11 protein-coding genes and 1 pseudogene are annotated in these 13,813 nt (G+C 65.5%); 1 reads left to right on the top strand and 11 read right to left on the bottom strand.

Annotation, left to right across the window (positions count from 1 at the left end):
• Positions 1 to 154 precede the first annotated feature (154 nt).
• The gene (gene atzF, locus A5906_RS01920) at positions 155 to 1,957 is read left to right on the top strand and encodes an allophanate hydrolase (RefSeq protein WP_080133578.1); all 1,803 of its coding nucleotides are present in this window, start codon (positions 155 to 157) and stop codon (positions 1,955 to 1,957) included.
• A 15-nt stretch (positions 1,958 to 1,972) separates the two neighbouring features.
• Here atzF and A5906_RS01925 read toward each other — a convergent pair whose 3' ends face one another.
• The 11 genes and pseudogenes from A5906_RS01925 to ugpB all read right to left on the bottom strand — a co-directional run bounded on the left by A5906_RS01925 (position 1,973) and on the right by ugpB (position 13,699).
• Entirely contained in the window at positions 1,973 to 2,188 is a 216-nt protein-coding gene (locus A5906_RS01925) for a hypothetical protein (RefSeq protein WP_200496651.1), read from the bottom strand.
• A 113-nt stretch (positions 2,189 to 2,301) separates the two neighbouring features.
• Positions 2,302 to 3,024, bottom strand: a complete 723-nt coding sequence (locus A5906_RS01930) for a GntR family transcriptional regulator (RefSeq protein ID WP_080133580.1) — start codon at positions 3,022 to 3,024, stop codon at positions 2,302 to 2,304.
• The gene (hpxZ, locus tag A5906_RS01935; protein ID WP_080133581.1) at positions 3,021 to 3,416 is read right to left on the bottom strand and encodes an oxalurate catabolism protein HpxZ; all 396 of its coding nucleotides are present in this window, start codon (positions 3,414 to 3,416) and stop codon (positions 3,021 to 3,023) included. Before hpxZ ends, A5906_RS01930 begins: the two co-directional genes overlap by 4 nt.
• A gap of 12 nt (positions 3,417 to 3,428) precedes the next feature.
• Positions 3,429 to 4,823 (bottom strand): AtzE family amidohydrolase, encoded by a 1,395-nt coding sequence (locus A5906_RS01940; RefSeq protein ID WP_186465141.1) that lies wholly within the window; start codon positions 4,821 to 4,823, stop codon positions 3,429 to 3,431.
• Positions 4,824 to 4,827: 4 nt separating this feature from the next.
• Positions 4,828 to 5,006, bottom strand: a pseudogene (locus A5906_RS46305) (DUF4089 domain-containing protein); the annotation flags it as partial.
• Positions 5,007 to 5,024: 18 nt separating this feature from the next.
• Entirely contained in the window at positions 5,025 to 6,791 is a 1,767-nt protein-coding gene (locus A5906_RS01945) for a dipeptide ABC transporter ATP-binding protein (RefSeq protein ID WP_080133583.1), read from the bottom strand.
• Between the two features lie 274 nt (positions 6,792 to 7,065).
• Positions 7,066 to 7,965, bottom strand: a complete 900-nt coding sequence (locus A5906_RS01950) for an ABC transporter permease (RefSeq protein ID WP_080133584.1) — start codon at positions 7,963 to 7,965, stop codon at positions 7,066 to 7,068.
• Positions 7,966 to 7,974: 9 nt separating this feature from the next.
• Positions 7,975 to 8,988, bottom strand: a complete 1,014-nt coding sequence (locus A5906_RS01955) for an ABC transporter permease (RefSeq protein ID WP_080133585.1) — start codon at positions 8,986 to 8,988, stop codon at positions 7,975 to 7,977.
• 222 nt (positions 8,989 to 9,210) lie between these two features.
• Positions 9,211 to 10,833: an ABC transporter substrate-binding protein gene (locus tag A5906_RS01960; protein WP_080133586.1), complete on the bottom strand. Its 1,623-nt coding sequence runs from the start codon at positions 10,831 to 10,833 to the stop codon at positions 9,211 to 9,213.
• Positions 10,834 to 11,192: 359 nt separating this feature from the next.
• Positions 11,193 to 12,152, bottom strand: coding sequence for an aminoglycoside phosphotransferase family protein (locus A5906_RS01965; RefSeq protein WP_080133587.1), 960 nt, complete (start codon positions 12,150 to 12,152; stop codon positions 11,193 to 11,195).
• 224 nt (positions 12,153 to 12,376) lie between these two features.
• Positions 12,377 to 13,699 carry a sn-glycerol-3-phosphate ABC transporter substrate-binding protein UgpB gene (gene ugpB, locus A5906_RS01970; RefSeq protein ID WP_080133588.1) on the bottom strand — a complete coding sequence of 441 codons (1,323 nt, stop codon included), beginning with the start codon at positions 13,697 to 13,699 and terminating at the stop codon, positions 12,377 to 12,379.
• Positions 13,700 to 13,813 lie beyond the last annotated feature (114 nt).

Below are 13,813 nucleotides of genomic sequence, written 5' to 3' on the forward strand. Positions count from 1 at the left end.
GCGCTGGCACGTTGACCTGAAGTGCCGCCGAAACACCTCCCAACCCACTGATCCCGCGACAATATCCGGCAGGGCCGCCCTGCCCGGATTCTGTACACAATGGCACATCGCTTGCTTCAATCCGGGTGAAGCATGTTGCCGGAGTTTGGACGCCATGGGGGCTGAGCAGCCTGAAACGATCGCCGCGATTGTGGCCGCGCATCGCGCGGGCACGATGACGCCGGCAGAGACGATCGCGCGGACCTATCAGCGCATCCGCGATTACAACGATCCGGCCGTCTTCATCAGCCTGCGCGAGGAGAAGGACGCGATCGCGGAAGCCGACAGGCTCGCAGCCCGCGCGGATGCTACCAGCCTGGCGCTGTACGGCGTGCCGGTCGCGGTGAAGGACAATATCGACGCGCTGGGCTTTCCCACGACCGCGGCGTGCCCCGCCTTCTCCTACACCCCGACGCACGACTCGACCGCGGTGGAGCGCCTGCGCGCCGCGGGCGCCATCATCGTCGGCAAGACCAATCTCGATCAGTTCGCGACCGGCCTCGTCGGCGTGCGCTCGCCCTACGGCATCCCGCGCAACGCGATCCGCGAGGATCTCATTCCCGGCGGATCGAGCTCGGGCTCGGCGACCGCCGTCGGCGCCGGCCTTGTCCCGCTGTCACTGGGCACCGACACGGCCGGCAGTGGCCGCGTGCCGGCGATGCTCAACAACATCGTCGGACTGAAACCGAGCCTCGGCATGATCTCGACCGCGGGCCTGGTGCCGGCGTGCCGGACGCTCGACTGCATCTCGGTGTTCGCCTTGACGGTGGACGATGCCGCGCTCGCGCTGTCGGTGATGGCGGGGCCCGACCAGGCCGATCCGTTCTCGCGCGACCGGCCGCTGGGGCCGCTCACGCAATTCCCTGCGAATTTGCGCCTCGGCGTGCCGCGCAACGGACAGCTGATCTTCTTCGGCGACAAGAAAGCGGAAGCCGGCTATGCCGATGCGCTGAAGCGCTGGACCGCGCTTGGCGCCGATCTGGTCGAGTTCGATCTTGAGCCGTTCTACGAGACGGCGCGGCTGCTCTATGAGGGGCCATGGGTCGCCGAGCGCTATCTCGTGATCAAGAATCTGCTGGCGTCAGCGCCTGACGCAATCCATTCGGTCACGCGCGAGATCACTGCGGCCGGCGCGCGACTCACCGCGGCGGAGACCTTCTCGGCGCTCTATCGCCTGCAGGGCCTGCGCAAGATCGCCGAGCGCACGTTTGCCAATATCGACGCGCTGGTGCTGCCGACCGCCCCGACCGCCTACACGACCGCGCAGGTGCTGGCCAATCCGGTCGAGCTCAACAGCCGGCTCGGCACCTACACGAATTTCGTCAACCTGCTCGACCTCTGCGGCCTCGCCGTGCCGGCTTCGATGCGCAGTGACGGCGTTCCGTTTGGCATCACGCTGCTGGCACCTGCCGGACGCGATGCGCTGCTCGCCAGCATCGGACGCGTGTTCCATGCGGCTACGAAGCTGAGCGTTGGCGCCAAGGGCGTGGCGCAGCCCGCGCTCGCGGCGCTGCCTGCGGGCGGTGGCGACGATATCCCGATCGCGGTGGTTGGCGCACATCTCTCCGGTATGGCCCTGAACGGCGAATTGAAGGCGCTGGATGCAAAGCTGATCGAGACGTCAAAGACCGCGCCCGACTACAAGCTCTATGCGCTCAAGACCACGCCGCCGAAGCCGGGCATGCTGCGCGTCGAGGCCGGCAAGGGCGCGGCGATCGAGCTGGAGATCTGGTCGCTGTCGGCGGCTGCGTTCGGCAAATTCGTCAGCGCGATTCCCGCACCGATGGCGATCGGCACAGTGCGACTTGCCGACGGGCGCGGCGTGAAGGGATTCCTCGTCGAGCCGGAGGTGCTGGGCGAAGCGCGGGACATCACCGAGTACGGTGGCTGGCGGAAGTTCATGGCAGAGACGGCGTAGACGCCGACCGCACTCTCACGCCGATTTGCGCCACGCGGCTTCGTTCTTCTTCTCGTAGTCGTCGAATGCCTTGACGAGGCCGGACAGGACTTCGGCCGAGGTCTCGAACATCGCCGCGAGTTGCGGCTCGTCGACCTTGCGAATGTCTTCGCGCAGATGTGTCACCGTCTCCTGCAGACGCTGCTTCATCTTCTGGGTGTGATGCCGCGGATCTTTCTCGGAGGATGCCATCATGTTTCTCCTCATCGGACAGATAGGAGGAAACGATCGGGGCAAAGCCGGGTTCCTGGCAGTCGCCACCGCTGCGTCACCTCACAGTGAACGCGTAAAGGTCGGCCGGGAACTCAAACCGATACCGCGTAGATCTCGTACTCCCCGCGCACCAGCTCGATATGCGCGCGCATGGCGGCGGCGGCGCCCTGCTTGTCGCCCCGCATGATGGCGACGACGACGCGATCGTGCTCGGCCTGCGACTTGGCGAGACGGCCGAGGTTGCGGAACTGGGCGCGGCGGAACGGCTGCACGCGGACGCGTGTCGCGAGCGTGATCTCGGCGATGTAACCGTTCTGCGAACCGGCATAGATCGCGTTGTGGAAGCGCTCGTTGACCTCGTGGAAGCGATCGGGATTGCCGGTGTAGCTGAGGACCCGCAACTCTTCGTGGATGGCCTCGAGCCCGTGGCGCTCGGCCGCCGACATCCGCTCGGCGGCAAGGCCCGCGCACAGCGCCTCGAGTTCCGCCATCGCCTCGAACATGCTCTTCAGCCGCTCGATCGAAGGCTGTGCCACCACCGCGCCCCGATGGGGCCGTGCCTCGACCAGGCCGCTCGCTACCAGTTGCCGCAGCGCCTCGCGCACCGGCGTGCGCGAAACGTTGAAGCGCCGCGCGATGTCGGTCTCGTCCAGCGGCGAGCCCGGCGCCAGGGTTCCGCGCACAATCTCGTCGGCAAGCTGAAGACGCAACTCCTCGGCGCGCGTGACCTTCTGCAGCGAGGGCGGCGCGCGGTCGACGCGGGGCACCACCGGCTCGGCCGGCAGTGTCCCGGGCGGAAGGTCGTCAAGCGTCATACGGCCTCTTTCGGCTCGTCGATGATGCTGACATGAGCGGCGACGACGCGCCAGCCCTCCGGGAAACGAATCCACGTCTGCATCTGCCGGCCCACCTTGCCAGGCGCCGTGTCTCGATAGAACAAGGTGGAGGCCACGGCCGTGTCGCGGCCATAGCTGCTGATGACGGTTTTGGCGGTGCGCCGGTTCAGCCCGACCGGCGAGCGGCCGGCGCGGAAGCCGGAGATCGCCTCATAGCCATAGAGATTCTCGCCGATGCCGTAGCGCAGCGTGCGGGGATCGTTGCGGAACAGCTCTCCGAGCACGGCGACGTCGTTGCTGACGAGGGCCTGCTCATAGCGCTCGAACGCGGCTTTCACTTCCGCGATCACCTCGGGGAGATCGATCTCCATTTCAGAATCCTCTTATAGTCCCCTTGGGGCAGGCGCGGACACCACGCCCATCTGTTCCAGCGCGTACGCGACACGGAGCGCGACGTCCTCGCGCCAGGGCGCGGCGATGATCTGCACGCCGATCGGCAGCGGCTCGAGCGGCACCGGCACGGCAACCACCGGCAGGCCGATGAAGGAGATCGGCTGGGTGTGGATGCCGATATTGGCGCGCACCGGCAGCTCGACGCCGTCGAGATTGAAATTCACTTGGCCAAGTTTTGGCGCGGTGCAAGGTGTCGCCGGCGCGATCAGCACGTCGATCGTCTTGAAGATCTCGGCGAGTTGCGCGCGATACCAGCGGCGGAATTTCTGCGCGCGATCGACCAGCGACGCCGGGACCATGGCGCCGGCGATCAGCCGGTCGCGCACAGCGGGATCGAAGTCGTTCGGGCGCTTGCGCAGGCGATCGAGATGCAGCGAGGCGCCTTCGGTGGTGGTGATGACATAGGCCGCCGCGCGCGCGCGCGAGGCTTCGGGGACATCGACCACCTGCGTCGCGCCAAGCGCCTTGGCGACACGGCCGACGGCTTCGACCGCTTCCGGAAACACGTTCTTCTGGAAATGGCCGCCGGCAATGGCGACGCGCAGGTCCGAAATCGGGTTGGCAAGCAGCGGCAGCGTCGGTTCCAACCCACGCGTGGTGCAGGCGCCGTCATCAGCATCAGGTCCCTGCATCGCGTCATAGGCGAGCGCGAGATCGGTGACGGAGCGCGCGAACGGGCCGAGATGATCGAGGCTCGCCACGAACGGAAAGGAGCGCGCGCGAGAGAGCCGGCCATAGGTCGGCTTCAGCCCAAAGATGCCGCAGAAGGACGAGGGCACGCGGATCGAGCCGTTGGTGTCGGAGCCGAGCGCGATCGGCACCAACGCGCCGCCGACGGCGCTACCCGAGCCGCCCGACGAGCCGCCGCTCATCCGCGTGGTGTCATGCGGATTGCGCGAGGGGCCGTCATGGATGTTCTCGCCGGTGAAGTCGTAGGCGTATTCGCCCATGTTGAGCGCGCCGACGAGGACAGCGCCGGCGGCTTCCATCCGCGCGATCAGCGTCGCATCGCGCTCGGCGGGCGCGAGGTCGCGGTTGATCTTCGAGCCGGCGCGCGTGGCAAGGCCGGCGACGTCGAACAGGTTCTTCACGGCGAAGGGCACGCCGGCGAGCGGGCCGACCTTCTTGCCCGCGGCGATGTCCGCATCGATCGCGCGCGCTTTCGCACGGGCACGTTCGGCGGTGACGTCGGTGAAGGCATTGAGGATGCCATCGTGCTGCTTGATGCGCGCGAGCGCGGCTTCCGTGGCGGCGAGCGCGGACAATTGGCCGCAGGCCACCGCTTTGGCGATGTCGGAAGCATTCATCTCTGGCTTGGCGGTCATGGCNCAGGCGGTGAAGATCGGCGCCGGCTCGGTCTCGTCCGGCAGCGCGAAGTCATCGACCAGGCGAGCGAGCCGCAGCGACACTTCGAGATTGGCGCGCACCGCGGGCCTCCAGGCTTCCTCGACCGGCAGCGCCAGGGCTTTCGATACGGCGTCGATGTAGTCGTCCAGCGGCTCGGCCATCACTCTCTCAAGCTGATCTCAGTGCACCGGCAACGGCGGATGCGGGATCGCCGTCAGCAGCTCCTTGGTGTAGTCGTCCTTGGGATCGCTGAGGACCTGCTCGGAAGAGCCTTCCTCGACGATCCGCCCCGTCCGCATCACAATGACACGATCGCACAGCAAGCGCACTACATTCAAATCATGCGAGACGAACAGATAGCTCATACCTAGCCGCGCCTTGAGGTCCTGCAGCAGATTGAGGACCACCGCCTGGACCGAGACGTCCAGCGCCGCGGTCGGCTCGTCCAGGATGACCAGCTTCGGATGCAGCGCGATGGCGCGGGCGATGCCAACGCGGGCCTTCTGGCCGCCGGACAATTGGTGCGGGAAGCGGTCGAGCAGATTATGCGGCAGGCCGACCATGGTCGCCAGCTCCTCGCAGCGGGCGCGGAGCGCATCGCGCCCCCGGATGTCGCCGAGCTGCATGATCGGATCGGCAATGGCGCGCGCGGCGGTGAAGCGCGGATTGAGGCTGTCGGTCGGGTCCTGGAACACCATCTGGATGCGGCTGCGCTGCGGCAGCCGCGCAAAGGCTGATGGCGCGGTGGCGCCGATGTCCTCGCCGTCGAACTGGATCAGGCCGGAGGTCTGATCCAGCAGGCGCATCACCATCATCGAGGTGGTCGATTTGCCGCAGCCGGATTCGCCGACAAGCCCGACGCTCTCGCCATGGCCGATCGAAAAGCTGATGCCGTCAACGGCCCGGAACACGTCCGGCTCGACCGGCGGCTTGCGGCTGAACAGCTTTCCCAGCACGGCGGTGGCACCTTGGCGGGGGTATTCCTTCACGAGCTTTTCGATGCGGAGGAGGGGCTTTGTCTCGTCACCCCCGGGCTTGACCCGGGGGTCCCTCGACTGAGACGAATCTTGCGACGCGTGATGGATGGCCGGGTCAGGCCCGGCCATGACAGCAGGGCCCTCCTCCTCCGGCAAAAGATCCCGCAAGCTCACACCAAGCCGCGGCGTCGCGCGCATCAGCTTCTTGGTGTAGGGGTGCTGCGGATTGCCGAAGATGTCGGCGGCTTTCGCGGTCTCGACCACCCGGCCCTTCTCCATCACCACGACGCGGTCGCAATAGGCCGCGGCAAGGCCGAGATCGTGGGTGATCAGGATGGTGGACATCGCGCGACGTTTTGTGAGCTCGACGATCAGGTCCATCACCGCCTTCTGCGTGGTGACGTCGAGGCCGGTGGTCGGCTCGTCCGCGATCAGCAGTTGCGGATTGCAGGCGAGCGCGAGCGCGATGACGACGCGCTGGCACATACCGCCTGACAGCTCGAACGGATAGGCGTGATAGCGCTCGCGCGGGCGGGCGATCTTGACCTGCTCCAGCGCCTCGATCGCCTTCTCGCCGTGATCGGCAACCTGGGCCTGCTGCACATGGGTGCGCAGCACGTCCTCGATCTGGTCGCCTACTTTCCGGATCGGGTTCAGCGCCGCGCGCGGGTTCTGAAAAATCATCGAGACTTCGCGGCCGCGCAGGTCGCGCATCTGGTCCTCGGTCGCCGCCTTCACGTCGATGCCGGAGAACATCACCGAGCCCTCGGCGATCTTGCCGGCGCGATCGAGGATGCGCATCACCGCATAGGACGTCACCGACTTGCCGGAGCCGGACTCGCCGACGATGGCGAGCGTCTCGCCCTTGGCGACGGAGATGTTGACGTGCTGCACGGCCTTCACGATGCCGCGGCGGGTGGAGAATTCAACCGTGAGGTCCTGAACGTCGAGCAGGGGCTGGGCGGTCATGCAGACCTCCCGGCACTCAAAAGGTCGAAAACAACCCCATGCACAGTAGAAGGGGGACTGGAATCATTGGAGGATTTCAAGTGTGAGAGCGGCACCGCTGTCTCGCTCCCTCCCCCCTTGTGGGGGAGGGTTGGGAAGGGGGGTAGCCCCAAGCGAGGTCGGAGTTCGTGGCTACCCCCCTCCCTTCCCCTCCCCCACAAGGGGGGAGGGAATGAGAGAGCAGTGCCCGCCTCGCATGTGAGGCTCCCTTGCCCGCATTTGACATCGACAACCATCACGTCCTCCGCTGCGGGTCGACGATGTCGCGCAGGCCATCGCCGAGGAGGTTGAAGCAGAACACGGCGATCATCAGGGCAAGGCCGGGGAAGAGCGCGATCCACCATTCGCCCGACACCATGAAGCCGGCGCCTTCGGCGACCATGATGCCCCATTCGGCCGTCGGCGGGCGGACGCCGAGGCCGATGAAGGAGAGGCCCGCAGCATTGAGGATGGCGTAGCCCATGGTCAGCGACATCTGCACGATCATGATCGGCATGATGTTCGGCAGGATATGCACCAGCAGAATGCGGAACTCGCCGTTGCCTGACAGCCGCGCGGCCTGCACGAAGCCGGCATTGCGGCGAACGTTGGCTTCGGCGCGCGCGACGCGGGCATAGAGCGGGAAGTTCACGATGGCGGTGGCGAGGATGATGTTCTGCACGGTGTTGCCAAGCGCGGCGACGATGCCCATGGCGAGCACGAACAGCGGGAAGGCCATGATGGTATCGGCGATGCGGCCGACGATGCGATCGGTCCAGCCGCCGAAATAGCCGGCGGCGATGCCGGCAAGCCCGCCCATCAGGAACACCAGCACGACGGAGGCGATCGCGATGAACGTATCGAGCCGCGTCGCCACGACGACACGGCTGAAGATGTCACGCCCCAACTGGTCGGTGCCGAACCAGTGCGCGGCCGAGGGCGGCTTCAGTGCGGCGGCCGTGTCGGAGGCGAGCGGATCATACGGCACCACATAGGGACCGAAGGTCGCAGCGATCAGGATCACGATCAGCAGCGCGAAGGCAAAACCGGTAACCTTGTTCTCGCTGAGGACGTAGCGGGTCTGTTCGAGGATCGCGGTGAGTCCCGACGTCCGCGCGGGGCCGACCGGTTCAACAGCAGGCGCAACAGAGCTCATGAATGCCCCCTAGCCTTCTAGCCGCACGCGCGGATCGATCACGCCGTACAAAATGTCGATCACGAGATTGAGCAGCACGTACATGACTGCCATGGTCAGCACGAAACCCTGCACCGGCGCGAAGTCCGACGAGATCAGCGCTTCCACCGCATAGGAGCCGATGCCGGGCCAGGCGAACACTTTTTCGACCAGCACGTTGGCGCCCAGCAGGAACGAGAACACCATGCTGAGCGTGGTGATGACCGGCAGCATCGCGTTGCGGAAGGCGTAGGTGACGATGACGGTCGCCGGCGATAGGCCGCTGGCCCGCGCGGTGCGGACGAATTCGGATGCGAGCACCGCCAGCATCGAAGCCCGCGTCATGCGCGCGATCGGCGCCAGCGAGAAGATCGCGAGCGTCGTTGCGGGCAGGATGAGCTGGCTCAGCGCCGAGCGGAACGCCTCGACATCGCGCGCGAGCAGGGTGTCGATCAGGTAGAAGCCCGTCACCGTCGGCGGCGCGCTGTAGAACACGTCGAGACGGCCGAGCGGCGCCGGCGACCAGCCGAGCCGGAAGTAGAAGACATAGACCAGCACGAGACCGGTGAAGAACACCGGCAACGACACGCCGGCCGTCGTCGTGACACGACAGAGATGATCGATCCATGATCCCGGCCGCGTTGCCGCCAGCACACCGAGCGGAATGGCGATCGCGATCGAGACGATGAGGCCGAGCAGTGTCAATTCAGCGGAGGCTGGCAGGCGGTTGCGGATCTCGGTCGCGACCGGTTGGCCCGTGGTCAGCGAGTTGCCGAAATCGCCATGGGCAAGATCGTTGGCGTAGCGGAAGAACTGTTCGACCAGCGGCTTGTCGAAGCCAAGCTTCTTGCGGATCTGCTCGACGGCCTCCTTCGTTGCCGCAGGGCCGGCGAAGTAGGCCGCGGGATCACCGGGCAGCGCGCGCGTCAGCAGGAAGGTGACGATGACGACGCCGATCAGCGAGGGAATCGCGAACATCAGGCGCTTGCCGATCATGGACAGCATGGAAGCGCTCTCCTGCTTGGCAATTGGAGACTGGCTTGCGCGGCTTGCGCCGCTGCGTGGAGGGCTAGGGAGAGGGGTGGCCGCGGGAGAGGTCTGAGTTCGTGGCTACCCCTCTCCCCGACCCTCCCCCGCAAGGGGGGAGGCAGCCTGAAGAGTGCGCTCACCTCACTCGACCACGAGACATCGAGAGACGCGACCATGTCGCTCGCGCCGATCATCGCCTCACCCCTTCGCCATCGCGCGATAATCGAGCCTGCGGTGGAACCAGTACTGATACCCGCTGATGTTCTTCTGCATCGCGACGTTGACGAAGGGCTGGTAGAGCGGGATGCGGGGGACGTCGGTGAAGGCGAGATCGACGAAACCTTTCACGTCGGTGTCGTAGGTCGACTTGTCGCCGGTGGCGGCGGCGGTGCGCGCGCCGTCGATGAACTTGTCCATCTCCGCCGACTTGTAGCTCATGGTGTTGAAGACGGAATTGTTGCCGTGATAGCACCAGTAGAAGAAGTATTCGGGGTAATCGAGCCAGCCCGAGAACACATTGGTGAAAAGCGGCATCTCCTTCTTGTTCAATTCGGTCCGCCAGTTGGCGCCGGGCACCTTGTTGATCGTGGTCTTGATGCCGAGCTGGGCGAGGCTCTCCTGCACCAGCACGCAGAGCGGCTCGTTGACGCCGGCGAAGTTGAGGTCGAACGAGATCGTGGTCTCGAAACCGTTGGCGTAGCCGGCTTCCGTCAGCAGCGCCTTGGCCTTCTCCATGTCGGTGTTGTATGTGTGCGGCTGCGGCCAGGCCACCTCGGTGGCCTTGTCCTTGGGCGCGCCGAACATGGGATTGCCGAGACCGAACAGCACGGCGTCCATGATCTTCTGATATGGCAGCGCATAGGCGATGGCCTGCCGCACCTTGACGTTGTCGAACGGCGGCTTGGTGACGTTCATGCCGATATACTGGATGCCGTTGGAGAACGGCAGCGACACCACGTTGAGCTTGCCGTTCGCCTTCATCTCCTGAAAGTCCTTGAACGGCAGCTCGTAGGAGATGTCGGCATCACCGCGCTCCAGCAGCGCGCGGCGGTTGCCGGCCTGCGGCACCATGCGCCAGATCACGCGCTTGATCTTGGGCAGGGGACCGCCGACCCAATCCTCGTTGCGCTCCATGATCACTTCGGTGCCGGCGGTCCACTTCGTCACCTTGTAGGCGCCGGAGCCCGCGGTCTGCTGTTTTGTAAACTCGAGACCCCAGGGGTCCTTCTCGCTGGCGCTCTTCTTCACCAGCTCGGAATTGACGATGCAGGGCACGATGACGGCGAGATCGGGGACGGTCAGCCTGTCCTTCTTCAGGAAGTCGACGCGCACGGTGTAGTCGTCGATCACGACGAACTGCTCGGGCTTGGTGAGGGAGCCCGCGCTCATCTGGAAGGTCGGGAAGCCACCGACGCTGACGGCGCGGTCGAGCGACCATTTCACGTCCTTCGCCGTGACCGGCGCGCCGTCGTGGAATTTGGCGTTCTTCTTCAGCTTGAAGGTGACCGACATGTCGTCGATCTTGAAGTCCTCGGCGAGCTCGCCCTTGAACTTGTCGCGGTCGTAATAGGGCACGCCGCCGGGGCCAACCTTCATCTCGTGGCTGATCAGCCGGTCGTAGCAATTCCACGACACTTCATAGCCGGGCACGTTGGTGCCGACGCCGTGGATGTCGAGATTATTGGGGCCGCCCTCCGAGACGATCAGCAGCGTCTCCGAGCGGGCGTCGGCCCTGGCCGAGGAGACCACCGACGGCATGGCCGGAAGCGCCGCGCCAGCGGCCAATCCGGAAACGGACTTGAGGAAATCGCGGCGCTTCATGAAATCGCTCCAACACAAAAGTTTCTGGTTGGAACGGGATTCGCAAGGTTCGTGCCAAGGCTTAAGAGGCGTTTACGCCGAGCCTAAGCTATTGATACATAACTGGATTATCACGGCACGCCCACTGGAACCCTTCCCGAGTAAAACCCAGCCATTGCATACAAAGATACGATCTTGATTACAAAATAGGCTGACAAGCTCGGCAGCCTGATTTGTCACCAGCAAACGTAAGTGGCCATAGAGGATCGAGACTTCTGCCTCAACCCCGTCATTGCGAGCGCAGCGAAGCAATCCATAGTCTTTCCGCCGGGGCAGTCTGGATTGCTTCGCTGCGCTCGCAATGACGGGCGACGGAGCAATCACTCCGCCCAGATCAACTCCTGCAGCTCGACCAGATCATCCGCCTGCTCCTGCCAGCCCTCAATGCAGATGTGTGCATTGAGATCACTGGCCTGGTGCAGCAGCATCAGGGCCATCAGGCGGCGCTTCAGCGCATAGTCCGGCCTTCCATAGCCAAAACCTTCGAGCAGGCTGCGCACCCTGCCTGGCCGGCCCGCGGCCATGAAGGCGCTGGGGCCGAGCAGGTCGTAGTCGCGCCATCCCGCGCGGACGTCGCCGAAGTCGAACAGGCCGGTGAGCGACCATTGCCCGTCATCGCAGCCGAGCAGGAAATTCTCGGGGATGTATTCGCCGGTCAGGATCACCGGAGGTGCATCCAACGGGATCAGCGCGGCCGCATCGCGCAGGAGATCGTCAAGGCCTGCGAGGAATTTCGGAGCAAGGCCGAGACGCTCGTGTCGTGCGCGGCAGCCCTGCATCTGGATGCGCATGAAGTCGTCCCAGCGCGGCTCGATCGCAACGAGCGGACCGAGCGGCGCGCGCTGCACCGACGCGATAGTCTCGCCGATCTGGCGCAGCACGCGCTCCTTCTGATCTTCGGCCAGGTGCGGCCATATCTCCGAGCCGAGCGTGCCGGCAAGGCGGGTGATGACGAGATAGGTCCAGCCGTCGCGCACCCCTTCTGCGACGATCTCGGGAATCGGCAGGTGGAGACGACCGTTGAGCTGCCTCAGCGAGTCGCGCTCGGAGACGAACTGCGCGCGCAGCAACGGCGGGAAGATCTTCAGGATCAGCTTCTCGCCGAGCCCGACCACGAGATTGGTGCCGGTCGCGAACACGTGCGGCGCGCTGACACCGAAGCCGTGGCTGCGCGCGATGTCGAGTGCGACCGGCAGCCATTGCGAAGGATTGGAGCGAAAGGCGCAGAAGGACTGGGCGTCGGTGAAGTGAGGGAATTCTCGAAAAGTAACGTTGGTCACGCGCGCTCGCTCAGCCAAGTAGGCTTGGTTGATGCAATGCAAGCCTGGCAAACGGTGCACCTCTCCCGCTTGCGGGGGAGGTCGGCGCGAAGCGCCGGGTGGGGGTTCTCTCCTCTCGGGGATTGTCCCGTTGCGGAGATACCCTCTCCCCAACCCTCCCCCGCAGGCGGGGGAGGGAGCGCACCGCGCTCGCGGTTACAGCGAGGTCCAATCGCAACACGCCGCTACCGCTCCGGGCTGGCGCGCTCGAACTGGCGCAGCAGCTTGTTGCCGCGCTCAACGGCGGAATCGAGCGCTTCCTGCGCCTTCTTCTGGCCGGCAAAGGCCTGCTCCAGCTCGTCCTCGATCGCGCCGCGGATCAAGACGAAGGAGCCGAGCCGGATGCCTTTCGAATTCTCCGTCGGCGGGTGCAGCGTGATCTCCTCGAACGAGATCGCCGAGCCCGGGTTGCGCTGGTAGAAGCCCTGCGCCCGCGTCAGCTCGAAGGCGGCGCGGGTCACCGGCAGATAGCCGGTGTTCTGGTGCCAAGCGGCCTGCACGCCGGGCTGCGACAGATAGGCGAAGAACCGCGCCACGCCCTTGTATTCCTCGCGCGGCCGGTCGCGCAGCACCCACAGCGTGGCGCCGCCGATGATCGAGTTCTGCGGCGCATCCTTCACGTCCGGCCAGTACGGCATCATGCCGTAGCCGATCTCGAATTTCGAATTCGCCTTGATGTCGGCGCGCGTCGCCGAGGAGCCGATGAACATGCCGCATTCGCCGTTCTGGAAGCGCGGCTCGGCGGACTGGCCGCGACCGCTATAGTCGAACACCTTGCTCTTCTGCCACTCGGCGAGCTGGGCGACGTGCTTGACGACAGCGGGATTGTTGATCGTCAGCTCGGCATCGAGGCCGGCAAAGCCGTTGGTGCGGGTGGCGAGCGGCAGATTGTGGAAGGCGGAAAAATTCTCGACGTGAATCCAGGACGGCCAGGACGTGGTGAAGCCGCACGGCGCCCCACGGTCGCGCAGGCGTTTTGCGGCGGCGCCGAGCTCCGGCCAGGTCTTCGGCGGCGTCTCCGAATCGAGGCCGGCGTCGCGGAACATGGTCTTGTTGTAGTACAGGATCGGCGTCGAGGAATTGAACGGGAACGACAGCAGGTTGCCGGCCGCGTCGGTGTAGTAGCCGGAGACCGCGGGAAGGTAGTCGTTGAGCGAGAACGGCTCGCCCTGGTCCCGCATCAGGCTGAACACCGGATAGATCGCGCCCTTGGCCGCGGTCATGGTGGCGGTGGCGACCTCGTTGACCTGGACGATAGCGGGCTGGCTGCGCGAGCGGAACGCGAAGATCGCGGCCGTCACGGTCTCGGTGTAGGTGCCCTTGTAAGCCGGGACGATGCGGTAATCCGGCTGCGAGGCGTTGAAGTCGGCGGCGAGCCTGTCCAGTTGCCGGCCGAGTTCGCCGGACATGGCGTGCCACAGCGCAATGTCGGTGGCGGCGCGCGCTGGCGCGGCCAGCGCCACAGAGGCGATGGCGGCGAGGACCTGCAAAAGGCGCAAAGCTGACATCAGATGGCTTCCCGTCTCGCGGGGCAAAAGGCGACCCGTCCTGCTTAAGGCGCGACATTTGCGGTTTCAACCGGGAATGAAGCCGGCCGCGCCGCACAATCGCCCGCGGGCCGG

It is taken from the genome of Bradyrhizobium sacchari (assembly GCF_002068095.1).
GTDB classification, from domain to species: Bacteria; Pseudomonadota; Alphaproteobacteria; order Rhizobiales; family Xanthobacteraceae; genus Bradyrhizobium; species Bradyrhizobium sacchari.